Origin of the sequence: Salimicrobium humidisoli (assembly GCF_002295105.1) — a bacterium.
Taxonomy (GTDB): Bacteria; Bacillota; Bacilli; order Bacillales; family Halobacillaceae; genus Salimicrobium; species Salimicrobium humidisoli.
The window spans coordinates 1-25847 of record NZ_NSGH01000023.1; the positions used below are offsets into that span (position 1 = coordinate 1).

General features: G+C 49.1%; 23 protein-coding genes, 1 pseudogene and 1 riboswitch. Of the genes and pseudogenes, 6 read left to right on the plus strand and 18 right to left on the minus strand.

The features are described 5' to 3' along the window. Positions 1–138 precede the first annotated feature (138 nt). Genes CKW00_RS11715 through ribD form a run of 5 tightly spaced genes read right to left on the minus strand, consistent with a single transcriptional unit; the run spans position 139 to position 4983 of the window. Positions 139–1557 (minus strand): cryptochrome/photolyase family protein, encoded by a 1419-nt coding sequence (locus tag CKW00_RS11715; RefSeq protein WP_095822717.1) that lies wholly within the window; start codon positions 1555–1557, stop codon positions 139–141. A 1-nt stretch (position 1558) separates the two neighbouring features. Next, entirely contained in the window at positions 1559–2023 is a 465-nt protein-coding gene (ribH, locus tag CKW00_RS11720; RefSeq protein WP_095822718.1) for a 6,7-dimethyl-8-ribityllumazine synthase, read from the minus strand. Positions 2024–2038: 15 nt separating this feature from the next. Further along, the gene (locus CKW00_RS11725; RefSeq protein ID WP_095822719.1) at positions 2039–3232 is read right to left on the minus strand and encodes a bifunctional 3,4-dihydroxy-2-butanone-4-phosphate synthase/GTP cyclohydrolase II; all 1194 of its coding nucleotides are present in this window, start codon (positions 3230–3232) and stop codon (positions 2039–2041) included. 16 nt (positions 3233–3248) lie between these two features. Beyond that, on the minus strand, positions 3249–3887 hold the full coding sequence (ribE, locus tag CKW00_RS11730) for a riboflavin synthase (RefSeq protein ID WP_095822720.1): 639 nt from the start codon (positions 3885–3887) through the stop codon (positions 3249–3251). Position 3888: 1 nt separating this feature from the next. Beyond that, complete coding sequence (gene ribD, locus CKW00_RS11735) at positions 3889–4983, minus strand: bifunctional diaminohydroxyphosphoribosylaminopyrimidine deaminase/5-amino-6-(5-phosphoribosylamino)uracil reductase RibD (protein ID WP_095822721.1); 1095 nt, start codon at positions 4981–4983, stop codon at positions 3889–3891. A gap of 169 nt (positions 4984–5152) precedes the next feature. Beyond that, positions 5153–5293: riboswitch (FMN riboswitch) on the minus strand. Positions 5294–5512: 219 nt separating this feature from the next. Here ribD and CKW00_RS11740 point away from each other — a divergent pair. Beyond that, complete coding sequence (locus CKW00_RS11740) at positions 5513–7162, plus strand: alpha-glucosidase (RefSeq protein ID WP_095822722.1); 1650 nt, start codon at positions 5513–5515, stop codon at positions 7160–7162. 82 nt (positions 7163–7244) lie between these two features. Here the strand turns inward: CKW00_RS11740 and CKW00_RS11745 are convergent, their stop codons facing one another. The 5 genes from CKW00_RS11745 to CKW00_RS11765 form a co-directional block, all read right to left on the minus strand. Then, positions 7245–7961 (minus strand): WecB/TagA/CpsF family glycosyltransferase, encoded by a 717-nt coding sequence (locus CKW00_RS11745; RefSeq protein ID WP_095822723.1) that lies wholly within the window; start codon positions 7959–7961, stop codon positions 7245–7247. Continuing rightward, positions 7958–9241: a nucleotide sugar dehydrogenase gene (locus CKW00_RS11750; RefSeq protein ID WP_095822724.1), complete on the minus strand. Its 1284-nt coding sequence runs from the start codon at positions 9239–9241 to the stop codon at positions 7958–7960. Before CKW00_RS11750 ends, CKW00_RS11745 begins: the two co-directional genes overlap by 4 nt. 152 nt (positions 9242–9393) lie before the next feature. Beyond that, on the minus strand, positions 9394–9843 hold the full coding sequence (locus CKW00_RS11755) for an OsmC family protein (RefSeq protein ID WP_095822725.1): 450 nt from the start codon (positions 9841–9843) through the stop codon (positions 9394–9396). Continuing rightward, positions 9843–10034, minus strand: a complete 192-nt coding sequence (locus tag CKW00_RS11760) for an SE1561 family protein (RefSeq protein WP_095822726.1) — start codon at positions 10032–10034, stop codon at positions 9843–9845. Before CKW00_RS11760 ends, CKW00_RS11755 begins: the two co-directional genes overlap by 1 nt. A 14-nt stretch (positions 10035–10048) precedes the next feature. After that, entirely contained in the window at positions 10049–10831 is a 783-nt protein-coding gene (locus tag CKW00_RS11765; protein ID WP_095822727.1) for a TerC family protein, read from the minus strand. A gap of 365 nt (positions 10832–11196) precedes the next feature. On the opposite strand from CKW00_RS11765, the gene CKW00_RS11770 reads away from it, so the two are divergent. Further along, entirely contained in the window at positions 11197–12267 is a 1071-nt protein-coding gene (locus CKW00_RS11770; RefSeq protein ID WP_095822728.1) for an AI-2E family transporter, read from the plus strand. Between the two features lie 81 nt (positions 12268–12348). Here the strand turns inward: CKW00_RS11770 and CKW00_RS11775 are convergent, their stop codons facing one another. The 3 genes from CKW00_RS11775 to CKW00_RS11785 all read right to left on the minus strand — a co-directional run bounded on the left by CKW00_RS11775 (position 12349) and on the right by CKW00_RS11785 (position 15353). Then, positions 12349–13425: a DctP family TRAP transporter solute-binding subunit gene (locus CKW00_RS11775; RefSeq protein WP_095822742.1), complete on the minus strand. Its 1077-nt coding sequence runs from the start codon at positions 13423–13425 to the stop codon at positions 12349–12351. Positions 13426–13499: 74 nt separating this feature from the next. Next, positions 13500–14765, minus strand: coding sequence for a TRAP transporter large permease (locus CKW00_RS11780; RefSeq protein ID WP_095822729.1), 1266 nt, complete (start codon positions 14763–14765; stop codon positions 13500–13502). Between the two features lie 30 nt (positions 14766–14795). Further along, positions 14796–15353 (minus strand): TRAP transporter small permease, encoded by a 558-nt coding sequence (locus CKW00_RS11785; RefSeq protein WP_095822730.1) that lies wholly within the window; start codon positions 15351–15353, stop codon positions 14796–14798. Positions 15354–15664: 311 nt separating this feature from the next. Here CKW00_RS11785 and CKW00_RS13785 point away from each other — a divergent pair, with 311 nt between their 5' ends. Continuing rightward, the gene (locus CKW00_RS13785; RefSeq protein ID WP_180962558.1) at positions 15665–15841 is read left to right on the plus strand and encodes an SE1832 family protein; all 177 of its coding nucleotides are present in this window, start codon (positions 15665–15667) and stop codon (positions 15839–15841) included. A 12-nt stretch (positions 15842–15853) separates the two neighbouring features. On the opposite strand, the gene CKW00_RS11790 is transcribed toward CKW00_RS13785, so the two are convergent. Next, the gene (locus tag CKW00_RS11790) at positions 15854–17713 is read right to left on the minus strand and encodes a cation:proton antiporter (RefSeq protein WP_095822731.1); all 1860 of its coding nucleotides are present in this window, start codon (positions 17711–17713) and stop codon (positions 15854–15856) included. A 309-nt stretch (positions 17714–18022) separates the two neighbouring features. Here CKW00_RS11790 and brnQ point away from each other — a divergent pair, with 309 nt between their 5' ends. Further along, positions 18023–19360, plus strand: a complete 1338-nt coding sequence (gene brnQ, locus CKW00_RS11795; protein WP_095822732.1) for a branched-chain amino acid transport system II carrier protein — start codon at positions 18023–18025, stop codon at positions 19358–19360. 62 nt (positions 19361–19422) lie between these two features. Here brnQ and CKW00_RS13790 read toward each other — a convergent pair whose 3' ends face one another. The 4 genes from CKW00_RS13790 to CKW00_RS11810 form a co-directional block, all read right to left on the minus strand. Next, positions 19423–19596, minus strand: a complete 174-nt coding sequence (locus CKW00_RS13790; protein ID WP_180962557.1) for a hypothetical protein — start codon at positions 19594–19596, stop codon at positions 19423–19425. A 55-nt stretch (positions 19597–19651) separates the two neighbouring features. After that, positions 19652–20893, minus strand: coding sequence for an aminopeptidase (locus CKW00_RS11800; RefSeq protein WP_095822733.1), 1242 nt, complete (start codon positions 20891–20893; stop codon positions 19652–19654). A 103-nt stretch (positions 20894–20996) separates the two neighbouring features. Further along, the gene (locus CKW00_RS11805; RefSeq protein ID WP_095822734.1) at positions 20997–22871 is read right to left on the minus strand and encodes an ABC-F family ATP-binding cassette domain-containing protein; all 1875 of its coding nucleotides are present in this window, start codon (positions 22869–22871) and stop codon (positions 20997–20999) included. Positions 22872–23189: 318 nt separating this feature from the next. Next, positions 23190–24620, minus strand: coding sequence for an alanine/glycine:cation symporter family protein (locus CKW00_RS11810; protein ID WP_095822735.1), 1431 nt, complete (start codon positions 24618–24620; stop codon positions 23190–23192). 156 nt (positions 24621–24776) lie between these two features. Here CKW00_RS11810 and CKW00_RS11815 point away from each other — a divergent pair, with 156 nt between their 5' ends. Then, positions 24777–25112, plus strand: coding sequence for a hypothetical protein (locus tag CKW00_RS11815; protein WP_008589381.1), 336 nt, complete (start codon positions 24777–24779; stop codon positions 25110–25112). Positions 25113–25385: 273 nt separating this feature from the next. After that, positions 25386–25749 (plus strand): annotated as a pseudogene (locus tag CKW00_RS11820) (ATP-binding cassette domain-containing protein); the annotation flags it as partial. Between the last annotated feature and the right edge of the window lie 98 nt (positions 25750–25847).

Here is a 25847-nt window from a genome sequence, read left to right on the forward strand (position 1 = left end):
AGTTTTAGATTGAAACATCCAATCACCTTTCGTTGATAAGTTACAGCTATTATAACAAATTAACGCGGTGATCTATTTAAAAAACAGAAAAAAATAAAAGCTGCCGAGACTTTCTCGACAGCCTGAGACTGACCTCCGTCAGTCCTTCTTCTGCTTATAGATTTCTATCGCTCTCTCCCGCATCCGCTTGTGATCCACCATCGGCGCCGGATAATCCTCCCCGATGATACAACCTGCTTCCTTCTGCTCATCCTCCGACATTTTGTGAGGTTCGTGGATATACTTCTCAGGCACATTCCGAAGGGCCGGAAGCCACTCTTTTATATAGTCCCCATGCTTATCGAACCGTTCGGACTGACGGACGGGGTTGAAGACGCGGAAATAAGGGACCGCATCCGTTCCTGTCGAGGCTGCCCATTGCCAGCCGCCGATGTTCGAAGCCGCTTCATAATCGGCCAGTTTCCGGTTGAAGTACCTCTCCCCTTTCCTCCAGTCGATAAGAAGATCTTTCGTCAGAAAAGAGGCGACCGCCATTCTGGCGCGATTATGCATCCAGCCGCTTTCGTTCATCTGTGCCATAGCGGCGTCAATGAACGGGAAGCCGGTCCGCGCTTCTTTCCACCGCTCGAAGATTTCCTCATCTTCGTTCCAGGGGATTCCACGAAATTTTTCCGTAAGTTCCTTATCATCTGCCTCCGGATGGTTGTAATACACCATGTGGTAAAAGTCGCGGAAGGCCAGTTCCCGGACAAAACTCTCCACTCCGTCCTGGCGCTTCCGGCCGTCCGTTTCCTGCAGAACTCTGTGATATACCGTACGCGGGGAAATCGCTCCCGTGCGCAAATAGCGGCTCATCAGGCTGGTACCGTCTTTCGAGGGGATGTCCCGGTCTTCGTCGTAATAATAGATCGGTTCATCCAGAAACCGGGTGAGGCGCTGTTCAGCTGCTTCCTCACCGACCTCCTCCCACTTCCGGAGCGGTGCATCCGTAAGTTCCCGGTACTTTTCCTCCCCGTCCGCAAAATCTCCGGAACGGTCTGTCAGATGCTGCTTCATTTTATCCGTATTCAATTTCACCACCGGGGGTTTGTCAAGCTTCTGCCACTGCTTGAAATAAGGGGAGAACACCTGATAAAGTCCGCCGTCTTTCTTCGTCACTTCCTCTGCTCCATGGAGAGGGTGATCGATGTACGTATGCGTGCGCACTCCCCGCTCCTCGAAGACAGGCAGTACTCTCTCATCCCGTTCTTTCCCGAACCCGGTTTCTGCTTTGTTGAAATAAATGTCCTCAGCATCCGTCACCGTATCGAAAAAAGAGCGGAATGCCTCCTCTTCCTCCCCGAAGATGAAATGGAGGGGTCCTGACGATTCATGGAATGTTCGGACAGTCTGAAAAAAGTAATCCTCCTGCAGATCAAATTCCCGGATAAGCTCAGGATGGATATGGAAGAGGAGCAGTAATTCATCCCCTTCCCCGAGATTTTTCACCGCTTCCGTCAAAGCAATATTGTCGTTCAGACGAAGGTCGTTGCGAATCCATACGACAGAAGTACTCATATTAAAGCTGCTTCATCAGATTGGCCATTTCGACAGCAGCTACCGCGGCCTCTGAACCTTTGTTTCCGGCTTTCGTTCCTGCACGTTCAATCGCCTGTTCGATCGTATCGGTCGTGATGACACCGAAGATGACCGGAAGACTGTTTTTTACGGAAGCCTGGGATACCCCTTTCGCCGCTTCCCCGCAGACGTAATCGAAGTGAGGGGTCGATCCCCGAATGACTGCTCCGAGAGTGATGACAGCGTCATACTTCCCGGATGCTGCCATGCGATCTGCCGCAAGCGGGACTTCAAAAGCTCCCGGAACCCACGCCGCATCAATATTCGCTTCATCCACGCCGTGCTGTTTCAAAGCTCCGACAGCGCCTTCGTAAAGCCGTTCTGTAATAAATTCGTTGAATCGTCCCGTCACGATACCTATTTTAAGATCTGTTCCTACCAGATTACCTTCCAGTCTGTTCACCATGCCTGATACTCCCCTTTATAAATGAAATAAGTGACCCATTTTCGAACGTTTCGTTTCCATGTAGCGCGCATTCTCTTCCCGGGAAGGCATTTCAATCGGTACGCGGTCGGTGACTTCGAGACCGTAGCCGCCGAGCCCGGAGATTTTTTTCGGATTGTTCGTCAAAAGGTTGAGCTTCGTAATCCCGAGGTCCTTCAGAATTTGTGCTCCCACCCCGTAGTCGCGCAAATCCGGGGCAAATCCGAGTTTTTCATTGGCTTCCACCGTGTCGTAGCCTTCTTCCTGGAGTTTATAGGCATACAGTTTGTTCATGAGCCCGATTCCGCGTCCTTCCTGACGCATGTAGACGAGCACCCCGCTGCCATTTTCCTCGATCTGTCTCAGAGCGTTGTGAAGCTGCGGTCCACAGTCACAGCGCCAGGAGCCGAACACGTCCCCGGTAAGGCACTCCGAGTGGACCCGTACGAGCACTGGTTCCTCCGGGTTGATTTCCCCCTTCACAAGAGCGATATGATCCTTGTAGTCGATATCGTTCGTAAAGCCGATCGCCCGGAAATCTCCGTATTCAGTCGGGAGTTTGATTTCCACTTCCCGTTTGACATGTTCTTCGTGGTTATACCGGTACTGGATCAGATCTGCGATCGTGATCATCGGTATGTCGAATTCCTCGGACATCTTCTTGAGATCCGGTACTCTCGCCATCGTCCCGTCATCTTTGATGATTTCACAAATGACACCGGCGGATTTCGCACCTGCCAGTTCGGCGAGGTCGATGGACGCTTCCGTGTGACCGGCACGACGGAGGACTCCCCCTTTTTTACCGACGAGCGGAAAGATATGTCCCGGCCGGTTGAAATCAGATGCGGTCGCCTGTGTCCGCAACATCTCACGGATCGTGAGGGCCCGTTCCTCTGCGGAAATACCGGTCGTCGTATCGCGGTGGTCGATACTTACAGTAAACGCCGTTTTGTTCGGATCGGTGTTTTCCCCGACCATCGGCATCAGTTCGAGACTCTCTGCTATTTCTCCGGAAACCGGAGCACATACGAGACCGCGCCCGTGAGTGATCATAAAATTGATCATTTCGGAAGTTGCGTATTCCGCCACCCCGACGAGGTCCCCCTCATTCTCTCTGTCCTCATCATCACATACTATTACCATCTTCCCCTGTTTCAGGCGTTCGATTGCGTATTCGATAGTATCAAACATATTATCCCCCTGTCCTCTAAACGTAGCCGTTTTCTTTAAGAAAATCGGAGCTGACTTCTTCACTGTCTTTGTTCTTCATGAAATGAGCAATATATTTACCGATCATGTCACATTCCACGTTAACCTCATCTCCCGGTTCTTTGTTCCCGAGAATGGTGTGTTCCATGGTGTGCGGGATGAGGGAGACGAGAATCGTATTCCCCTTCACTCCGAATACGGTCAGGCTTGTACCGTCTACCGCAATCGATCCTTTATGAATGAAGTACTGTACCAGGTCTTCCGGAAGTTCAATTTCATAATAGACCGCATTCGCTTCCGGCGTTTTTCCGGTAATCTTTCCAGTGCCGTCAATGTGTCCGGAAACGATGTGGCCGCCGAAGCGTCCTCCGGCTGCAAGAGCCCGTTCAAGATTCACTTTGCTTCCTTCGGTGAGGTCTTTGAAGTTCGTCGCACGGAATGTCTCCGGCATTACGTCGAAAGAAGCCGTCGTTTCCGTGAATGCCGTCACTGTTAAACAGACGCCGTTAATGGAAATGCTGTCTCCTTCTTCCACGTCTTGTAAAATGACGGAAGCTTCGATACTCACATCCATCGCTTCCTCTTTCTGCTCAATCGATCTGATGGTTCCGATTTCTTCTATGATTCCTGTAAACATCTCATTCGCCTTCTTTCCTTGAAACGATTTTAATATCTTCCCCTACACGGTCCTGATGAACTACGGAGAAACTCATTGCGTCATGCAAATGCTCAATACCTGCCCCTGAGACGGGTGTGAGCGCTTTTCTTCCGCCGATCAGTTTCGGGGCGATATAGGTAATGACTTCGTCTACGTTTCTGGAGCGGACAAAACTGTCAGCCACTGTTCCTCCGCCTTCTACGAGCAGAGAGGAGATCTTTCTCTCCGTAAGCTCCTTCAGAAAAACGTCAATGTCCACAGTTTCTTCCGACTGACGCAGAATTTCCACGTGGGACGGGGCCGAGAATTCCTTCAACTGCTTATTAGTCACCGTTTTACCGGCCACAATCCATACCGGAGAAGTGTCGTCCTGCATAAGTTTCGCGTCCCTCGGCATCCGCAGATGGTTGTCGAGAACGATACGCACCGGGTGGCTTCCGCCTTCCTCGAGTCTTGCCGTCAGCATAGGGTCGTCCGTAAGCACCGTATTTATCCCTACGAGAATAGCTCCCGAGCGGTGCCGGTACCAGTGTCCGTCTTTCCGTGCCCTCTCCCCGGTGATCCACTGACTTTCTCCGGTGGACGTGGCGATTTTACCGTCCAGGCTCATCGCCGACTTCAGCCGCACGTACGGTTTCCCCGTCGAAATATAGTGGAAAAAAGGCCGGTTAATGGCATCCGCTTCTTCGCGGCAGACATCCGTGACGACTTCCACACCGCCGTCCTTCATTTTTTTCATGCCTTTTCCTGCCACCTCAGGATTCGGATCGAACGAGGCGATTACAGCCCGCTTAATCCCTGCTGCTACAATCGTATCAGCGCAGGGCGGCGTTCTGCCGTAATGGCTGCACGGTTCCAAAGTGACGTATATTTCTGCACCTTCGGCATGAGATCCGGCCATGTTCAAGGCGTGGACTTCGGCATGAGGTTCCCCTGCTTTGACGTGGACCCCGGTGCCGACGATCTGGTTATTTTTAACTACTACTGCAGCGACAGCCGGATTCGGATCCGTCTGACCCATCGTTTTCCGTGCCATCTCCACAGCAAGTTCCATATAGTAACGGTCTCTGTTCATGTGCTTTCCTCCGAACTACTTCTCTTTACGGGAGACAGGTTTATTGTCGGTTCGGACGCAGTAAGCGCTCTGCCTGGATGGTCTTTTTTCATAAAAAATACCCTGAAGAACAATTGTCCTTCAGGGCATAAAGATACTTAAAAAAAGGTACACGTGTACCAGGATTAGAATAATCTTTCTCCCATCCAGACTTTAACTGTCGGCTTTGGACTTTCACCAAATCAGGGGGAATACGCTCTTCCCCGTCGCGGGCTGAGGATGTTACACCATTACCGCCGGCTAGGAATTTCACCTGACCCCGAAAGATACTGTATTGAATTACTTCTTACTATATAGGATGAGAGGAAAATCTGCAATCCTTTTGCTTCACAGCTTTTTCACAAAAAGGAAACGGTTGCAAAATGACATCCTTTCCGATATGCTATGCTTAGTTTGCGAAAACGATTGCATAATTTAATGCAGGACTTTCGGATGATGCGCCATCCGGATAGAATCGCAGTTTTTGAAATGAGAAGAGGAGTGAGTGAGTATGGAACGTAAATGGTGGAAAGAAGCCGTCGGCTACCAGGTGTACCCGCGGAGTTTCCAGGACTCCGACGGGGACGGTATCGGGGATCTGCAGGGAATGATCAGCCGTCTCGACTATTTGAAAGACCTGGGCATTGATTTTATCTGGATTTGTCCGATGTACAAATCGCCGCTCGACGATAACGGCTATGACATTTCGGATTATAAGGATATTCTTCAGGACTTCGGTACGATGAAGGACTTCGATCAGCTTCTCGAAGAAGTACATAACCGCGACATGCGCCTGATCATCGACCTCGTTCTGAACCACACGAGTGACGAACATCCGTGGTTTCTTGAATCGAAATCTTCAAAACAGAGCCCCAAACGCGACTGGTATATTTGGAGAGACGGACGTGACGGGGGACCGCCGAACAACTGGGAAAGTATATTCGACGGGTCGGCCTGGAAGTATGATGAAGCGACGGACCAGTACTTCCTCCATATTTTCTCGGAACGCCAGCCCGATTTGAACTGGGAAAACGGGGAAGTGCGCCGTGAACTTTACGACACCGTCAACTGGTGGCTGGATAAAGGAATCGACGGCTTCCGCATTGACGCCATCAGCCATATTAAGAAGCGTCCCGGGCTTCCTGATATGCCGAATCCCGAACAGAGACAGTATGTATCAAGTTTTGATATGCACATGAATCAGGAGGGCATCCACGAGTTCCTTCAGGAATTCAAAGAAGAAACATACGGAAAGTACGACGCGGTTTCTGTCGGGGAAGCCAACGGAGTGAGCGCAGATGAAGCACATCTCTGGGTCGGGGACGAAGGGAAAATGGACATGATTTTCCAGTTCGAACATCTTGATCTTTGGGACCGGGAAGGCGGTACAGGACTTGACGTGCCGGGGCTGAAGCTCGTCCTTACGAAATGGCAGAAAGGACTCGAAGGAGACGGCTGGAACGCTCTGTTCATCGAAAATCATGACAAAGCACGTGCCGTGTCCACGTGGGGAGATGACGGGGAGTTATGGAAAGAGAGTGCCACGTCACTTGCTACCATGTATTTCCTAATGCAGGGTACCCCCTTCATTTATCAGGGACAGGAAATCGGTATGACGAACGCCGGCTTCACTTCCATCAACGACTATGACGATGTGGCGGCGAAGAACTTCTATACTGCCAAAAAGGCGCAGGGATGGAAAGATGAGGAGATACTTCAAAACCTCAGGGAAACTTCCCGGGACAACAGCCGGACGCCGATGCAGTGGGAGAACAGCCGCAACGCCGGCTTCACTTCAGGCCGCCCCTGGATAAAAATCAACCCGGATTATAAGCAGGTGAACGTGGAAGATCAAAAGGAAGACGAAACATCGATTCTGAACTACTATCGACAGCTGATCCGGCTGAAAAAGTCGTATGATTTATTCACATATGGAAAATATGATCTGCTGGAGGAAACCGATCCTTCTCTTTACGCTTACACGAGAACTCTCGGGAATCAGCAGGCAGTGATCATCGCAAATCTCTCCGGCACCTGCTCCGCCCTGCCGCCGGAAGCAGATATCCGAGAAGAAGATCTCCTTCTGCATAATTACCGTGATCTTCCCGATGAATCCATTATCCGTCCTTTTGAAGCACGGGTGTATAAAAGAGAGTGGTAAATTAATATTTCCGCGAGTTAGAAAAGCCTCCACGAATCCTGAGCGGTTCCGTTGGAGGCTTTCTGATGTCTTTCTTCTTTATTCAGCGGCTTTTAGTAAGGACACAGAAAGCGAATTTCGGTAAAGCGAGCTGGCGTTTGATCCGTTTCGGGTCGGAAATCAGCCGGTACAACCATTCCACGTTCAGATTCCGGTACAGTTTCGGAGCCTTCTTCTCTTTACCGGCCCACACATCGAAACTTCCTCCGACGCCCTGAAATACTTTCACCCCGAGTTTTTCTTTGTGGCGACGGATCCAGAGCTCCTGCTTCGGACTTCCGAGTGCTACGAACAGAACGTCAGCCTGACAGTCCTGAATTCGCTGCACCACCTCATCTTCATTCCCATCAAAACCGTTTTCGTATCCTGCCACGGTAATGTCGGGGTAATGTTTTTCAATGTTGTCCCTGGCCTTCGATACAGAATCTTCTTCTGCTCCGTACAGAAATACGCGTAACTTTTTCTGTTCGGCAAAGTGCAGGAGGTAACTCATCAAGTCTATACCGGTCACCCGTTCCCTGATCTGTCCGCCTCTCCATTTGGAGGCCCATACGATTCCTATTCCATCAGGAATCTGTAAAGTGGAGGAGTTGATGAGCTCCCGGACTTTTTCATCCTTACAGGCTTCCATTACTTTCTCCGGGTTGACAGCGACGATGGTCGACTGCTCCCCCGAATCGATATTCCTTGAAATTTCACTGATCACCCTTTTATAGGTGACAGGCGCCACGTCGACGCCCAAAAAAGTTTCCTTCATCATTCTCCGATAACCTCCAGTCCGCTCAGGTCCCCGATCGGATAGATTCTCGTATCGCCTTTCGCTTCCGGAAGGCAATTCCGCATATCGAGAACGACCGGGGTCTTCATGCGGTCTTCAAAGATAGAGGTGTCCATCTTTTTGTATTCACTGTGATCGACCAGCACGAGGGCCGCGTCCGCTTTATCAAGAGACTCCTCGATGGGATGGATCCGCAGCGGAACCTGATCTTCCCTGACGTAAGGGTCGTGACAGAAAACTTTATAGTTCTTTTTATTGTTGACCAGTTTAAAGACGACGTCAATCGCCGGGCTTCCGCGTACATCGTCCACGTCGCCTTTGTAGCTTAGCCCGAAGACAGCTATTTTCGGGTTGGAGATGTTCCGTGTCAGTTTTTCGACCTGAGAAATGACGAAGTCAGGCATCGAGTTATTGATTTCTCTCGCCGTCTGCATCAGAGGCGACACATCTTCCGCTTTTTCTATGACAAAATAAGGGTCCACCGGAATACAGTGGCCACCGACTCCGGGTCCGGGTTCGTGCAGGTTTACCCTCGGATGTACGTTGGCAAGCCTGATCACTTCATGAGCATTGAAATCCAGTTCCGCCGAAATTTTGGCCAGTTCGTTCGCCAGCGCTATATTCACATCACGGTACGCGTTCTCCATAAGCTTGGACATCTCGGCGTTGATAGCCTTCGTTTCTATAATTTCCCCTTTGAGGAAAAGTTTATACAACTCAGCAACCTCTGCAGCCGCCTCTTTCGTATAGCCGCCGATAATAAGTGTGTTTTCTTTGATCTCTTTCATGACACTCCCCGGGATCACCCGCTCGGGGCAGTGGGCCAGGTATATTTCGTTGGCAGCCACGTCCCAGTCTGCTTCTTCAAGCAAAGGTGCCACTTTGTCCTGTATCGTGCGCGGCGGGACGGTGGATTCGACGATGACGGCATTCCCTTTATTCAAATAGGGAAGGATACTCTTCACTGCCTGCTCGACGTAAGTGATGTTCGCCGATTCGTCATCATAAACGGGAGTCGGGACAGCCACGATGAACACATCCGCTTCTTCAGGCTCTCCGCCTGCAGTTAAACGGCCGGAGCCGACCACCCCGCTGATCAGATCCCCAAGGTCCGGCTCCTCGATAAGTATGTTGCCTGCCTGAAGATTATTGATGACATTTTCGTCTATATCAACTCCGTGTACGTTCATGCCGGCCTCGGCAAGCACTCCCGAAATCGGAAGCCCGATATGACCGAGTCCTACTACACATATGTTCTTCATCGTCCACTCCTCCGGATTCCTTATTATCTCCTCGTAATCGTTGACAGCAATTATTACTTACTACGGTACTTATCATCTTCCCCTGTGACAAAAAGCACCCGGATCTTCCGGGAGTGACGCTCAGGAAACACAGTAAATCTGTGCTCCCGCTCTTATTTCGATACTGTAAGGTCAGGCTCCAGCGTAAGTTTCACGTTCCCCGCAATCGCTCTTGAAATCATGCAGGAAGATTCCGCTTTGTGAGCCAGCTTACGCAGCTTCTCAAGTTCAGACGCGGAGGCTCCCTTTTCAAGAACGACTCTCGGCCGGTGAATGATCTCTTCATAAGTTATGACACCATTCGTAACGCTTACGACACCTTCCGAGTCCATGTCCATGTCTTCGAGCGGAAGCTCCGCCCGTTCCATCATAGCTGCTAATGTTATTATATAGCACGTAGATGCCGCTCCGAGCAGCATCTCGTCAGGATTCGTTCCCTGACCCGGTCCGTCCATTTCTTCCGGAATGGAAATTTCCGTCTTCAGTTTATCGGCTTCGATTGTTCCGACCGAGCCCCGGCCTCCGGGCCACGTCGATTTCATATGAAAATGATGCTTTGCCATTATTGTTCCTCCTTCCGGTCTTTTTGAAACCTGAGCACTTTCTCGTTAAGGCTCCGTATCATAAGCTCCACCTGTTCAAGCTCCTCTTCGTCTACAGGACTGTCCACGGACTGTACTACATCGTTCAGCATGGACACCCTGTTTTTAATGTAGTAAAACTGTTCGTCTTTACCTTCGAGCGCTTTACCCATTTCATTTCCTCTCCTTACTGACTATTCCCGTCTTTCTTCCTTCCGGATAAAAACCAGCCGGCTGCCGCAATACCTACGAGCACGGTATAAAACGTAATTTTCCAAAGTGCCGAGTGTGAAAAACTTTCATCGATAATCCGGATGTTCGGATGGGCAAGAGTGGATACCACCAATTTTACACCGACCCACCCTACAATAACAAAAGCTGCGATTTCAAGACCCGGACGGTCATGCAGAATTCTGACGAATACGTTGGCCGCGAACCTCATAATGATGATGCCGATCATCCCGCCTGCAAGAATAACGGCGAACTGTCCTCCGTCGAGACTCCCTACCGTCGGGAGATCTGTTTCGGGAAGAGTTACGGCAAGTGCGACAGCGGCGAGGATGGAGTCGACCGCAAAGGCGAGGTCGGCGAACTCCACTTTCACAACAGTAATCCAGAAGCCTTTTCCTTTCGATGTTTCATCATACGCGGGCTCTTCATCCTCGTCTTCCCCGTTCCCTCTCGTATTCCATTTATCATAAAGGTTCTTTCCTGCAATAAACAACAGATAGGCTGCGCCGAGGGCCTGGACCTGCCAGACATCTACAAGAAAAGAAATGACGAACAGCGATGCGAAACGAAGAACGAACGCGCCGACAAGACCATAAAACAAAGCTTTCTTTCTTTTTTCGGGCGGCAGATGTTTCACCATGATTGCCAGCACGAGCGCGTTGTCGGCCGCCAATATCCCCTCAAGTCCTACGAGTACAATCAGTACCCAGCCGTATTCAATCAGTAATTGGGCTTCCATAAAATTCTGCTCCCCTTATTGGTAGATTCCCGGTAAAGAACAGAGCACAAAAAAGAGACCTCTGCCCTTCCCGGACAAAGGTCTCGCAAACAACGGTCGTTGCCGATAAAACCGGAGATTTCTCTCGTATTGACGATTTTATCGAACAGCTACTCCCCTTCTTTTCTTATCATACCATTTATCCCTTTGAAGTCAACGCAGGAGAGAAGAAAATCTCCACCCTGACACCCTCTTACAGTTACCGTCTCCAATAAAACATTTCTTTCCTGACTTCTTTCCAGTAAAATGTAATCATGTGCTGCCGGAAGCCGGTGTCCCTCCCAGCACGTAACCCTAAATGATTTCAGGAAAGGCGGAATATTATAATGCTGCAAAAAAAATGGTTCCAGACGATTATCACCCTGATCGCCATCTGTTTATTAATATTATTACTGAACAAAATCCAGTTTTTCTTCCAGCCGATTCTCACCTACATCAGCGCTATTGCTCTTCCCCTTATCGGCGGAGGCGTTCTCTACTATATTTCAAGACCGCTCGTGGAGTGGCTGACACGTATAAAAGTGCCACGAGTCCCCGCTATTCTGTTCGTCTTCATGCTTTTTATCGCTGCCGGCTATCTGATCGTTCAGTTCATTGCACCGATCGCCCAGCAGCAGTATACGAAATTAATGAACAACATTCCGGAAATGATCCAGACGGTCGAACAGGGGGTCGGCTACTGGCAGCAGAACCAGGACATTCTTCCTGAGAGGGTAACGGACACTATCCAGAACTTCACTGACAACCTGGAGTCCTACATACAGGAGGCCTCCGCGGCTTTCTTCAGCATACTTACGAACGTCGTCAGCTTTCTGTTTTCGCTTATCCTTGTGCCGTTTTTCCTCTTCTTCATGCTGAAAGACGGGCACCGTCTGCTCCCGTTCATGAGCGGATACATGAGAGAGAAGAGTCCTTCTTTCGCAGACAGCTTCGTACGATGGGCCCGTTCAGTGGATCGTACACTCTATACTTTCATACTCGGTCAGCTTACGGTCAGTGTAGCTGTAGGCTTACTGCTTCTGGTCGGCTATCTGGCCATAGGTCTGCAGTACTCTCTCACTTTGTCCCTGTTCGCCATGATAATGAACGTCATCCCTTTCATCGGGCCTTTTCTCGCAGTCGTCCCGGCCCTGATCGTCGCTCTTTTTCAGGATCCGATCATGGTCATCTGGGTAGCTATCATCACCATAATCGCCCAGCAGGTCGAAGGGAACCTCATATCACCGAACATAATGGGGAAAGCATTGCACATCCATCCACTTACAATCATCACTGTCATACTGGCAGCCGGAAGTCTCGCAGGTTTTCTCGGTTTATTATTCGCCATTCCGGCTTACGCCCTCATAAAAACTACCGTTGCACACTTATATGAGGAGTGGAAGGGTCCCACTGTTTAGCGACTGAACTGCGATATATGAAAAAAGAAGCTGCCGAGGCCCGGCAGCTTCTTCTGTTCTGTATATAGTTGGTTCCGGGAATTATTCTTCAGAACCGGAACTTTCACCCGTTTCTTCACCGGAGATTTCACTTATTTCCTTCTCCAGCTTATCAAGAATCTCCCCGTCAACCGTGGAAACTTCCTCTCTGTAGAAGTCACGGACGCCCATCGCTTCTTTACGGAACGCCTCACGCTGTTCTTCCGTCAGTTCTATAACTTCCGTAGCGTTCTCTTCGTCCTCTTTGATGGTTTTCAGCCATTCCTCGTTCTGGGCTTCCTGCTCCTCATATACCCACTCCTGCATTTCCTGCACAGTCTCGTCGATTGTCTTCTGCATTTCTTCATCAAGACCGTCATACCAGTCGGAGTTCACGGTAGTCATCGCTACATAGTTGTTGTGATTGGAGAGCGTCATGTAATCCTGAACTTCGTGGAACGAAGCATCTCCGATGAAGAAGATCGGGTTCTCCTGACCTTCAACGGTGCCGCGATCAAGCGCCGTATACAGTTCACCCCAGCTCATCGACTGCGGGTCGGCACCATAGGCTTTGTAGGATTCAAGAATCAACGGAGATGTCTGGGTACGCATCTTCAACCCTTCGAAGTCTTCAGGTTTCTCGATTTTCTTACTGGATGTCCACTGCATCGCCCCTTCAGACCAGAACGCAAGCGGGGTGATTCCGTGCTCTTCGTATTTGGAACGAAGGTCTTTATTTAGAGCTTCACTCTTGTTCAGAACTTCCTGGGTTTTCTCCACACTGTCAGGAAACAGAAAATGCAGAGCGAACAGCTGACCTTCTTTTACCATGTTCCCTGTGAAGCCCGGGGACATGACAGCCATCTCGACAGCCCCGGTTTCAAGCTGTTCCACCTGGTCCGATTCATTACCCAGACCTCCGAACTCATAAGGTTCTATCGTGATTTGACCATCGGTTTTCTCATTGATACGTTTCCCGAATTCTTCCGCATATTCGTACTGTACCTGGCCATCCACTTCTTCCGTCACCATTCTCCAGGTCTCTGAACCGCCTCCTGAAGATTCTCCTCCGTCTCCGGAACTTTCTCCGTCACCGCCACCGCCACATGCAGCAAGAAATCCCGACAACGACAACGCCATGACACCAGTCAATAAACTCTTTTTGTTAATAATGGTGAAAACCTCCCCAGTTTTTTTGGTATACTTTCATATGCTTATAGAAGCATAAGTGACAACTCTTCGAAGTAAATCAGTAAAAATGCTACTGCTATCATAATTGCTATATACGGTGGTGTTCCTTTGATCACTTCCAGATAAGGTTTGTTGAAAACGGCGCTGGCCGTGAAAATATCAACGCCGAACGGCGGAGTGGCTGAGCCGAGAGCCGCCTGGAAAGTGATGACGACCCCAAGGTGGATCGGGTCTACTCCGGCACCCATAGCCGCCGGGTAGAAAATCGGTGTAAGTACGAGAATGACCACGATCGGGTCGACGAACATACAACCGATGAAGAAAAACAGAGATACCATCAGCAGTACGAATATCGCGGACGGATCAGGACCAAGCACGGCATCCGTTATCATCTGCGGAATACGCGCGAACGATATGACCCAGGTGAAGGCCTGACCTCCTGCCACGAGTACGAACACGGCTGAGGTGACGATACCAGTGGAGCGGGCAATACTCGGCAGTCTTTTGATATGGATGGATCTGTATATAAGTACTTCAAGTATGAACGCGTAAAGCACCGAAACCCCGGCTGCTTCCGTAGGACTGAACAGCCCGGAGTAGATACCTCCGATGACGATCACCGGAAATCCGATAGGCAGCAGAGCTCTTCTGGTCAGGTGCAGACGTTCTTTCCACGTTGCTTTGTTTGCAAGCGGTATGTCTTTGACGATAGCGTAAATAATACTGTAAACAGTAAAAGCGAGAAAAACGATGATGCCGGGAATGATACCTGCGATGAACAGGTCTCCCACTGAAGTTCCGGAGACGAGTCCGTACATGATCATGCCGATACTCGGGGGAACGAGCAGGGCTACGTCACTCGAATTGATGATGAGTGCCATCGCGGTCGGATCTTTATAACCGATTTTGAGGAGCCTCTCCCTCATCGGGGTACCGATGGCTACGACGGTAGCCTGGGTCGATCCGGAAATTGCGCCGAAAAGGGTACAGGCGGCAGCTGTAGTAACGGCGTATCCTCCCCGGATATGTCCAATGAAGGAGCCGATGAAATCAAGCAGTCTGTTCGAAGTTTTTCCGGTAGTCATTATATCGGCTGCGAATATGAAGAGGGGAACAGCCAGCAGTACGTAAGCTTCGATCCCCGTCGAGAACTGCTGCATCATGATTACCGGGTCTAAATTCGGAAAATAGATAAAAAGGACAATTAGAGGAGCAACCATTAAAGGAACCAGCATCGGAAAGTTCAGCAATAATAGAATGACCATAATTGTTAACATTGTCGCCAGCATATTGTTATCCTCTCTTGTTCGAAGTAATTACTATAAGTGTCCGGTTTCTTCCACTTTCTCATCTTCCATGTCATTGTAGTCCAGAGCTTCCGTACCGATGTATACATTTTCTTTGTCCCTGATGTTCACCCACATGTTACGAAGAAACTGTACGCCCCCCAGGAAAAACCCTATCGGGATAAACATATAAAGGATGTACATCGGCATCTGCAGAGCTGCTGTGACACGGCCGGAGTCTTTAATATCCAGAACATAGAGCGTGGAGTAATAGGCCAGTACGAATAAAATGACAGCCGTCAAAGCCGGAATGAATATAGATAGGACTTTTCTCACCTTAAACGGAGAGAGATCGTAAAAAGCGGACATACTGATATGCCTTCCTTTTCGGGCTGCATAGCTGATTCCCATGAACGTAGCGACGGTCACTGAGATCTGACTGACCTCATCCGCAAAAGGAAGCGTATAGCCGAGCAGCGTCCGGGTAATCGGCTTGCTGATTACCATCAGTGCAATCAAAATGACGGCATAGCTCAGGATGAATTCTTCCAGTTTTAAAATTCCTCGATCTAAAGCTCGAAACAGTTTCAAGTTATGCTATACCCCCTCGATTGTACGCAGGTAATTTGGACATCATTCATTTTACATAAGGCTTAAAGTCCCTACAAACCTGCTTATTTTGCAAATACCCCCTTCTCCTCTCTTTTGAGCGGCTTTTCCTGTGTTATATAAAGAATATCATAAACATAATGAGAAAAGCAGAGGGTGTTTACATTTTTCTCAAAATTCAGTTAATTCATGTTGTACGTAAAGACTCAGGAACAAAGTCACGGTTTTGCATCTTTCCTGTTCATTTTATATAATGAATTATACCATAACATTAAAAGAAGGAGTACATACATATGTCTAAACAGGAGATTGAAGCCCGTATCGCGGAACTGAAATCCGATTATATCCGCGTCCAGGGAGATATGGACAAATTGGAAGCGAACGGGGGAAATGTGGAACGTGCCGAAGCGCAGCTCGAAAAGATTGAAAATGAACTCTCCGATCTGAAAAAAGAATTACGTCAAAAATAAGCAGCCGGGCACTCAGCCCTGCTGCTTATTTTTTCGTTTCGTCTCCAGTTTTTCTTGAATTTTCTCGAATTCTTTACTCGGAGGGGTAAGGGAAACTACGATATCCCCTGTCTCCGGCGCCAGCTCTCCGTATTCCGTAAAGAAATAAAGCATTCCTGTCGCTTTCTTCTTCACGAATAGCTGAACAGCCTGATCATCGAGATTATTCAAATAATCGCCGTACGTATATTTCTCCGTTATGGTCGTTTTTCTTAAAACATACCCGTTCTCCACCATATCATTCAAAGGCTCCCACGTTACATCTTTTCTGAACAGAATCCGCCCGCTGATAGTGTGGTTGAGTCCCTCGAGATTGTCTCCCCGCTGGTCACTCAGGTTCAGTTGAAACGTGTTGTTTCTTCCGAATTCCGGAACGAACGTCGTACATATGAGAGCGTTATAAGAATCCATCTCCGTTGCGGTTACGAGATAGTCGTACGGCGTCATATCGATGGAATAGTCGGTCTGCTCACTGAGCATTTCCCCGTGGAACGTTTTCACTCCTTCGGATCTCGCACTCGTAAGTTTTCTCCAGGAGGAGTCGACTACTACGACCGGTACGTCGAGACTCTTGAGAGTAGAGGCAAGTTTGGTCGTGAAGGGGTTCCCGCCGACGATCAGCACTCCCGGAGGCCCTTCCTGCGAAAGGTCGAGCTTTTTCGAAAGCCATCTCATCGAGAACCCGTGAGCCACGACCGTAGTGAATACCAGGGCAAACGTCAGGGAAACGAGTATCTCCGCATCCTCAAACCCGGCATCGGAAAGCGCACCGGCGAAATAACTCGCTACGGTAAGAGCTACTATACCGCGCGGAGCAATCCATCCTACGAGTAATTTCTCCGAGTTGTTGAGATCCGTGCCGATAGTCGAGATGAATATAGAGAGGGGCCGTACCACAAAGAGCATAATCAGTACGAAAGCGATGATCTCAGGCTGAAATATTTCCACGAGCGTGTCTCTCGTCAACGAGGCCGTCAGCATAACGAAAATCGCCGAAATCAGAAGCAGGGACATATTCTCCTTAAAGTGCCTCATGTCGTTTATCGAGGAAATTCTCATGTTCGCAAGCGTCATCCCCATAGCCGTCACTGATAGAAGACCCGTCTCGTGCATAATTTCATCGGCTGCCGTAAAACAGACGATTACAGCTCCGAATACGAAAGCCGATTTCAGAAATTCCGGCACGTAGCCGTTTTCGAACATATACCCGACTCCCTTACCGAGGCCGTACCCTATCCCGACGGCAAAGACCGCCGCAAGAAAGAAAGTGACCAGCGCAGAAGGTGCGAGCGGGTCTCCCATGAGAAAGACGATGATTTCGAAAGTGAATACGGCAAGGAGAGCTCCGATAGGATCTACGATAATCCCTTCCCACTTCAGTATTTTGGCGGGCCTCGGTTTAAGTTTGGCCTGGCGGAGCAGCGGCAGAATAACGGTTGGTCCCGTCACAATCAGAAGTCCGCCGATAACGAAAGACACTGCGACACTCAGACCGGCAATGTAGTGAGCGGCGAGAGAACCGAGAATCCAGGCGATAAAGGCGCCCAGGGTGACGATCCGGAACACCGGTCTCCCGAGCCCCCGCACCTCTTTAAAATCAAGGTTCAGACTGCCTTCGAACAGGATAATGGCAACGGCGAGACTGATTACCGGAGAGTACAGATCACCGTAACTTTCGGAAGGGTTCATCAGACCGAGCACAGGGCCTGCCATGAGCCCGGCCAGAGACATCACTACGATGGCAGGAAGTCTGTATCTCCAGGCGACCCACTGGGATCCCACTCCCAGCAGACCAATGAGCGTAATTTGTAACAATAATGAATCTATGATCATATAGGTAATCTCCTCATTTTAGAAAAGAGTCTTTTCTCAAAAAAGCATAGCTTTATTCTATATGTAACTTCTTCCCGTGTAAACAAATACAGACTCCGTGAATCCCTCTCTCAGAGCACTTCGGAATGAAAACCTTTTCATTATTGACTTGCCGGTATCCCAAGCTTTGACATTAAATAGATTGACATAGCATTTGGAGGTTGGTAATATAAAGTCCGGTTTTGATTTAATTTTATTTTCTAAAAATTATTATTTTTAAAAGGCACACTTCCTATCAGGAAGCGGCCTGATACATTGGAGGCGCATCGGTTGAAAAACTCAAGAACTATAGCAGTAGGATTTATGTTGTTCGCCATGTTTTTCGGAGCGGGCAATCTCATTTACCCGGCTTCCCTCGGCATGGGGGCCGGAGAGAACTATCTTCCGGCTATCATAGGTTTCATCCTTACGGGGGTAGGGCTTCCTGTTACGGCTGTAATAGCTCTTTCCCTTTCCAAAAACGGGGCTACGGAGATCGCCGGAAGAGTGCACCCGGCTTTTGCTGTCACTTTTGTTTCACTCATTTATCTCGCGATCGGTCCCTTTTTCGGTATCCCGAGAGCGGCCAACGTCGCCTATGAGATGGGAACGGCTCCATTGACCGGAGGCTTGAGTTCCCCTATTCTCTTTGTGTTTTCTCTCATCTTTTTCACTATCGTCTTTCTCATAAGCCGCAACCCTTCGAAACTCGTCGATATAATCGGACAGTGGCTCACTCCGCTTCTTTTCCTTTCTATCGCGGCTCTGGCGGCAGGCTCCCTGTTTCTTCCTTCTTCCGGTTCCGTCGCCCCGGGAGAAAAATACGGGAGCACACCCTTTTTCAGCGGTTTCGTCGAAGGTTACCTGACGATGGACGCTATCGCCGGACTCGCGTTCGGAATCATCGTCATCACTTCCATCCAGCAGCAGGGAGTCACTGACCAAAAACAACTTACCAGACAGACGATCAAAGCGGGCGCCGTCACTGCTATCGTGCTCAGCCTCGTTTACGCTGCAATCGGCTGGGTAGGGGTGAAAATGGCCCCATCCGGAGATTTCGCCAGCGGAAGTCTTCTTCTGTCCAGTGCCGCCGAAACGATGTTCGGATCTGCAGGAACCATTATACTGGGGCTCCTTGTAACGCTCGCCTGTTTTACGACTTGTGTAGGTCTAACTGTGACCTGCGGACAGTACTTTTCGAAGCGTATCCCGAAACTTAATTATCTACAGGTCATTACCATCGTGACCATCCTCAGCCTCGGGATTACAAATCTCGGACTGAACCAGATCATCAAGTATTCTGTGCCGGTACTGACATTTCTTTATCCCATCACTATCGTTCTCGTTATTCTTGCGTTTATCGGCAAGTATTTCCGGCACTCGCGCTACGTCTACCGTGGAGCAGTCGCTTTTACAACAGTAATCAGTCTTTATGAAGGGCTTCAGGTGCTGGAGATCAGCATAGAACCGCTGACAGCCTTCGTAGAAATGTTGCCGTTCGTAACGATCGGGCTCGCCTGGGTCCTCCCCGCTCTCGCAGGAGGCGTACTCGGAGCGATTATACACGTGCTGATGCCATCTTCTTCAAAACGAAGGAGAGAAAAATACGCATTATCCCGAAGTAAATGACGGGACAGATGCAAAAAAGAGTTCCGCCGAACACGGCCGGAACTCTTTTTTAATGATTCTTTCTATTCCACATCGTCATAGTCGGTTTCCTGATCTTTATGACGTTTCTGACAGGCTTTGCAAAGCTTCACTTCCTCTTCTTTCTTTGTCTGAAGCAGCTTGCCGCAATTATTGCATTTACTGAATTCGTTGGGATTCCCCTGGAATCCTGCAAGTTCGTGTTCCGGTCCTGGCATAAGATTCACCCCTTTTTTTCGTTTGTGAAAAACCTATACCCCTCCCGGCCCGGTATTAATCCTCATTGAAATCAAGAGCCCAGCTGCCATTTCTCATTACCGCTTCTTCTGTACCGTCTTCAAGAACCCCATCTATATCCATTTCGCCGGAGCCCATCATGAAATCTACATGTACAAGGCTGTGGTTGACCCCATTCTCATCAAGCTCTTTTTCACTCATTTCGGAACCGCCTTCCACGTTGTTCGGATACGCTTTTCCGAACGCCAGATGGCAGGAAGCGTTCTCATCGTACAGGGTATTATAGAAAATGAGCCCTGACTGCGAGATCGGAGACTCGTGAGGGACGAGTGCCAGTTCCCCGAGGTGAGAAGCCCCGTCATCCGTATCAAGAAGCTGTTCAAGCGTCTCCTCCCCCTGCTCGGCAGAGAAGTCTACGACCTCTCCGTCTTTAAAGGTAAGTGTAAAGTTATCGATCACACTGCCCCCATAGTTCAGAGGTTTCGTACTCGAAACGATTCCGTCCACGCCGTATTTATGAGGAGCCGTAAAAACTTCCTCCGTCGGCATGTTCGGATTGAACGGAACACCGTCTTCCGTCCGGCTCGCTCCGCCTTTCCATATATGCCCCTCCGGAAGAGCAACGGTAAGATTCGTACCGGGTCCCTGATAGACGAGCTCTTTATACTGCTTTCTGTTCAGGAACTGCCGTGCGTTTTCAAGCATTTCATTATGTTCATCCCACGCTTTGACCGGGTCTTCCTGGTCGATGCGCACGATAGAGAAAATCTCCTCCCACAGCTTCTCTTTCGCTGTTTCTGGGTCTGCTTCCGGGAATATTTTCTGTGCCCAGGCGGTAATCGGGATACTGACGATCGACCACTGAATCCGGTCATTCATCGTGTAGTTACGGAACTCGGCCATAGCTTCACTGCGGGATTTCTGTGCTGCGACAATCTTTTTGGCGTCAATTCCCTGCAGAAGGTCGGGGTCTGTTGCACGTACGGAAAGAATAGCCATCCCTTCTTCGCCGAACGATTTGAACATATCCTGCTGCCACTCGGGAACTTCTTTCAACGTCTCAGTATCTGCGTATTCATAGCGCAGGCGGGTAATGTCGTCGTCCGCCCAGTTGATATGTACATCTTTTGCGCCCAGTTCAAAAGCTTTCTTTACGATTACCCGCGTAAAGTCCGCTCCCTCTACGGTAGAATTAATGACCAGCTTCTGATCTTTCTGCAGATTGACTCCGGTTCTCAGCGCCAGATCCGCGTACTTATCAAGCATATGTTGGTGCATAACACTCATCACCTTTCCAAGGAATTTTTCGCTTTCTATTATTTCACAATTGCCCCTTCAATACAAAAAAGGGACCTTCATGAAGGCCCCCCGCTTTCTTCCATCAATTTTCTTCCATCAGTTCGGACAATTCTTCCCATCGTTCCATTTTCTGTTCAAGTTCTTCTTCTTTTCTCTGCTGTTCTTTGTACAGTTCTTCCGCTTTATCGAAATCACTTCCGGTTTCACTGATTTCTGTTTTGATCTCTTCGATCCGTTCTTCTACAGCCGAGATATCGTCTTCAATCGTCTTCCATTCCTGCTGATCCTGATAGGACAGTTTCTTTTTCCGCTTCGTGCGCGACTCTTTTTTCTGAGCAGGTGCAGCATCCTGTTTCTTCTCCTCTTTCTTTTTCTCCAGGAATTCACTGTAGGCTCCCTGAAACTTCTCGAAATTCCCATCAGTTTCAAGAGCAATCAGCCGATCGGCGATTCTGTCGAGGAAGTAACGGTCGTGGCTGACAGTAATGACGACACCCGGAAAGCTGTCGATATAATCCTCAAGCACGCTCAGCGTTTCCGTATCAAGGTCGTTCGTCGGCTCATCGAGAAACAGGACGTTCGGTTCCTCCATCAGCACTTTCAGAAGATACAGTCTGCGGCGTTCGCCCCCCGATAACCTTCTTATATACGTCCACTGGTGGCTGCGGGAGAATAAAAACCGCTCAAGCATCTGCTCGGCTGTCACCTGCTGCTTATCTTTCGTCGAGATGACTTCGGCCGTCTCTTTAATGTACCCGATGACAGTCTGATCTCCATCGAGTTCTTCGTGGTCCTGTTTATAGTATCCGATTTTCACAGTCGGTCCGATGTGTACGGCACCTTCCGACGGTTCTCTCCGCCCTGCCATTATATTGAGCAGCGTCGTCTTTCCGGTCCCGTTCGGTCCGATGATGCCGATACGTTCTCCCGGTACAATCAGATCACTGATATGACGGAACAGATAGTCCTCTTCAAATTTATGGCCGATATCCTCGAGTTCCATCACTTGTTTCCCGAGGCGGGTGGAGGCCGTAGCGATATCAGCTTCTTCCTTATCCGTTTCGAACGTCTTCTCCTTCATCGCTTCCACACGCTGCTTTCTGGCTTTCTGTTTCGTACCTCGGGCTTTCACTCCACGCTTCAGCCATGCAAGTTCCTGTTTCAGCACGTTCTGATGCTTCGCTTCTCTCCGTTTTTCGAGTTCTTCCCGTTCCGCTTTTTTCTCAAGGAAAACTTCGTAGTTACCTTCGTACTCATAAAGCTGCCCTCTTTCCAGTTCAAATATTTTATTCGTTACCCGGTTCAGAAAATAGCGGTCGTGGGTGACAAGCATAAGTGCCCCTTTGTACTGACTCAAATACTCCTCAAGCCATTCGATCGTTTCATTATCAAGGTGGTTGGTCGGCTCATCCAGAAGCAGAAGATCCGCCGGCTGCAGCAGGGCTTTCGCAATCGCCACGCGCTTCTTCTGGCCCCCGGACAGCTCCTTCACCTTATGGTTATACGCTTCGATGCCAAGCTGGGAGAGGACTTTTTTCGCCTCCGTACTCGCTTCCCATGCTCCCGCATCTTCCATTTTTTCCTGTGCTTCCATCAATTCGTTCTGAACCTTTTCGTCCTCCGGCTTTTCCATCGTCTGCTGAAGAGCTTTTTCATATCTTCTCAGCACTTTCATAATGTCCGAGTCCCCATAATAAATCTGTTCAAAAACCGTGTCTTCTTCTTCAAGTTCAGGCTCCTGGGACAAATATTCCACGTGGAAATCCTTGGCGTGATGAACGTTACCTGCATCCTTCGATTCGATGTCTGCGAGGATTTTCAGTAACGAGGATTTCCCGGTCCCGTTTACGCCTATAAGACCGATTCTTTCCCTATCTTCCACCGTAAATGAAAGTTCATCGAACAGTGTTTTATCTCCGTACCCTTTAGCGAGATTTTCTGCAATCAGTATACTCATAGCTACCATCCTTTTTCGTTCAGATCATGATTGTATTTTAGCACAGAGACGAAGGAATACGAAAAAAACCGCTGCGGGAGCGGTTTCGGCTTTTAGAAGAATCTGTTTTTCTCCGCAAGTTGTGTGGAATTCTCGCGGGGGATGAATCCATTCGCTTTCCGCGGACGCACTCGCGCCACCCCACTGCGAGGTCTCGGATCACCCGTTTTTCCGCAGGATCCTCCTGGTATTCATCCGCCCTTCATTGAAAAACAAAAAAATAAAACTGCCGAGATTTTCTCGACAGCCTGAAATCCAGGTTGGAAACATTTTTTTCGCTTATTTCTTATCGTTTCTGACAGGATCCGTACGTTTCCAGTAATCCATACCCTTCACACCGGGCAGATGATCCTGATAAAAGATCGGGTCTTTCCCCTGTCTGCGCTGATTCATATAATCTTTCAGTGCCGCATAAGCGATCTTCGATAACAGGAAGATCGCGTACAGGTTGATCAGTGCCATAGTCCCCATCGTCAGATCCGCAAGCGACCATACGAGACCGAACTCGGCGACGGCCCCGAACATCACCATGAGCAGTACACTCGTACGATAGATAAGCTTCAATCTTCCGCTGTTGCGGATGAATTCAAGGTTCGTTTCACCATAATAGTAGTTACCGATGATGGAGCTGAAGGCGAAAAGGAAGATGGCGACAGCGATAAAGAGAGAAGCCCACTGTCCTATCTCATTCTCAAAAGCCATCTGGGTGATCTGAATCCCTTCTGCCCCTCCTGTATCCGTGTATTCTCCTGAAAAGAGAATAATCGTTGCGGTAGCACTACAGATGACGAGCGTATCAATGAACACCCCAAGCGTCTGGATAAGCCCCTGCTTCACCGGGTGAGTCACTTCCGAGGTGGCAGCTGCGTTCGGTGCACTACCCATACCGGCTTCGTTCGAGAACAGACCACGCTGCACACCAATCATAACCATACCTCCGATGGTGCCGCCCGCGAATTCACGGAAGCCGAAAGCACTGGAAAAAATCAGACCAAGCATATCCGGCACCTGACCCAGGTTGAGAAACAGGACATATAGCGCTAAAGCTACGTAGAAAAATGCCATGATCGGAATAATGAACTGTGTCACCTGGGCGATTCTTCTCAGCCCTCCGAAGATGATGGAAGCTACAATAACCGTCAGAATCAGACCGAGCACCCAGCCTTCGAGGGAAAACGAGCGTTCAAAGGCGGAAGCAATCGTATTAGACTGGACGGAACTGAAAACGAGCCCGTATGTAAAAGTGATGGTGATGGCGAAGACAATTCCGAGAGTACGATTGTTCAGACCTTTTTCCATGTAGTAAGCCGGGCCGCCGCGATACTGATTGTGCTCCGGCGTTTTGAATATTTGCGCCAGCGTACTTTCGATAAAACTCGACGCTCCGCCGAGAATGGCTACAAGCCACATCCAGAACACAGCCCCCGGCCCCCCGGTGGAAACGGCTGCTGCCACACCTGCGAGATTTCCTGTCCCTACACGGGATGCGGTACTGATAGCAAATGCCTGGAAAGCAGAAGTACCTTTCTTACCTTCTGCTGTAATCGATCTTTTATCGAAAAGCACCCGGAACATTTCCGGTATGAGACGGAACTGGGCGAATTTCAGCTTTATGGAAAACCATAACCCCAGTCCGAGAAGTACGACGATGAGAACATAGCCCCACAATATATCATTGAAAAAACTTATAACACTTTCCGCTAACCCCATATTCTTTTCCTCCTTAGAATTAAAACAACCAATTCTTCTCCTTCTTTCACTTTACCAATAAATGAAAACAATTAAAATTCTTTTCCCGAACTGTTTGACATTTTTTCAAGTATCTCTACAATGAGTACCCAATTCATCGAAAGGAGAAAACATTTTATGAAACAGGCCATTTGTACAGTGCTTACGATAATAGGACTCGCCCTGGCCCTCTTTTTCACTTCGGATTACACGGGAACCAATGATAATTACCACATTGATATAGTCGATACTGTCGAGGAAATTGAACATCAGACCCCTGCCACTGTAACGGAGACAACGATTTCGGAACCGGAGGACGGCTTTATGGTCCGCCTCGGGAGAGAAGGCCAGGTTGCAGGCACAGACCTGTTGCTGCCAATGGACGCCGGACTGCTGGATCGCCCTTTACAGGGAGGATTTATACAGCCTGTCACTGAACAGACAGAGGAAGCGCATGCCGCTTTCTCCGTCTAATTCAAAAATATCCGAAATTTCTATTGACTATTTTTCGCAATGTTATAAAATAAAGACTGTAAATGATAACCATTTTCATTTGAACTACATAAAAAAGCCGGGACTATGAAAAAAGTATTTATTTCAACCCTGTTCCTTGCTTTTCTCCTGCTTCTCGCAGCGTGCGGAAACAACTCGGGAGAAGAAGAAAGCTCCGGAAACGGAGAGAAAGCTGAGAAAGAAGAAACTTCTTCAGAAGAAGCCTCCTCTTCCGAAGAAAGAGGCGGAGAAGTTGAAATGCTGGATCTTGTCCGGATGGATGAGTATAAAAACCGGTATCCTCATGAGTTGAGCGGAGGACAGCAGCAGAGGATCGCCCTTGCCAGAGCTCTTGCTCCCTTCCCTGCTTCTTCTTGATGAACCATTCAGCAGTCTCGATGCCGACCTTCAGGTTACTATTCGTAACGAGTTGTATGACATTCTGAAGAAAACGGGAACGACGACTGTTTTCGTCACTCATGACCGGGAAGATGCAAAAGCTGTTGCCGACCGTATCGTTACGATGCGCGACGGTGCCGCTCATGACTGGGACTCCCTGTGTACGACCCTCCCCGAGGCAGAAACGCCTCCCGAAGTTATGCACCACTTTTCCCGGTGATCGATAAAAAGCGCGCAACCCCTGAATACTCATCAGGGATTGCGCGCTTTTGTTTGTTTCTGAACGGAAGTTTCCGCTTTTGTTTTTCATCCAGCTTC

Coding starts and splice junctions, on each gene's coding strand:
- CKW00_RS11715 (WP_095822717.1), bottom strand. CDS start 1,557: ATGAGTACTTCTGTCGTATGGATTCGCAACGACCTTCGTCTGAACGAC.
- ribH (WP_095822718.1), bottom strand. CDS start 2,023: ATGGTGAACAGACTGGAAGGTAATCTGGTAGGAACAGATCTTAAAATA.
- CKW00_RS11725 (WP_095822719.1), bottom strand. CDS start 3,232: ATGTTTGATACTATCGAATACGCAATCGAACGCCTGAAACAGGGGAAG.
- ribE (WP_095822720.1), bottom strand. CDS start 3,887: ATGTTTACAGGAATCATAGAAGAAATCGGAACCATCAGATCGATTGAG.
- ribD (WP_095822721.1), bottom strand. CDS start 4,983: ATGAACAGAGACCGTTACTATATGGAACTTGCTGTGGAGATGGCACGG.
- CKW00_RS11740 (WP_095822722.1), top strand. CDS start 5,513: ATGGAACGTAAATGGTGGAAAGAAGCCGTCGGCTACCAGGTGTACCCG.
- CKW00_RS11745 (WP_095822723.1), bottom strand. CDS start 7,961: ATGATGAAGGAAACTTTTTTGGGCGTCGACGTGGCGCCTGTCACCTAT.
- CKW00_RS11750 (WP_095822724.1), bottom strand. CDS start 9,241: ATGAAGAACATATGTGTAGTAGGACTCGGTCATATCGGGCTTCCGATT.
- CKW00_RS11755 (WP_095822725.1), bottom strand. CDS start 9,843: ATGGCAAAGCATCATTTTCATATGAAATCGACGTGGCCCGGAGGCCGG.
- CKW00_RS11760 (WP_095822726.1), bottom strand. CDS start 10,034: ATGGGTAAAGCGCTCGAAGGTAAAGACGAACAGTTTTACTACATTAAA.
- CKW00_RS11765 (WP_095822727.1), bottom strand. CDS start 10,831: ATGGAAGCCCAATTACTGATTGAATACGGCTGGGTACTGATTGTACTC.
- CKW00_RS11770 (WP_095822728.1), top strand. CDS start 11,197: ATGCTGCAAAAAAAATGGTTCCAGACGATTATCACCCTGATCGCCATC.
- CKW00_RS11775 (WP_095822742.1), bottom strand. CDS start 13,425: ATGGCGTTGTCGTTGTCGGGATTTCTTGCTGCATGTGGCGGTGGCGGT.
- CKW00_RS11780 (WP_095822729.1), bottom strand. CDS start 14,765: ATGCTGGCGACAATGTTAACAATTATGGTCATTCTATTATTGCTGAAC.
- CKW00_RS13785 (WP_180962558.1), top strand. CDS start 15,665: ATGTCTAAACAGGAGATTGAAGCCCGTATCGCGGAACTGAAATCCGAT.
- CKW00_RS11790 (WP_095822731.1), bottom strand. CDS start 17,713: ATGATCATAGATTCATTATTGTTACAAATTACGCTCATTGGTCTGCTG.
- CKW00_RS13790 (WP_180962557.1), bottom strand. CDS start 19,596: ATGCCAGGACCGGAACACGAACTTGCAGGATTCCAGGGGAATCCCAAC.
- CKW00_RS11800 (WP_095822733.1), bottom strand. CDS start 20,893: ATGCACCAACATATGCTTGATAAGTACGCGGATCTGGCGCTGAGAACC.
- CKW00_RS11805 (WP_095822734.1), bottom strand. CDS start 22,871: ATGAGTATACTGATTGCAGAAAATCTCGCTAAAGGGTACGGAGATAAA.
- CKW00_RS11810 (WP_095822735.1), bottom strand. CDS start 24,620: ATGGGGTTAGCGGAAAGTGTTATAAGTTTTTTCAATGATATATTGTGG.
- CKW00_RS11815 (WP_008589381.1), top strand. CDS start 24,777: ATGAAACAGGCCATTTGTACAGTGCTTACGATAATAGGACTCGCCCTG.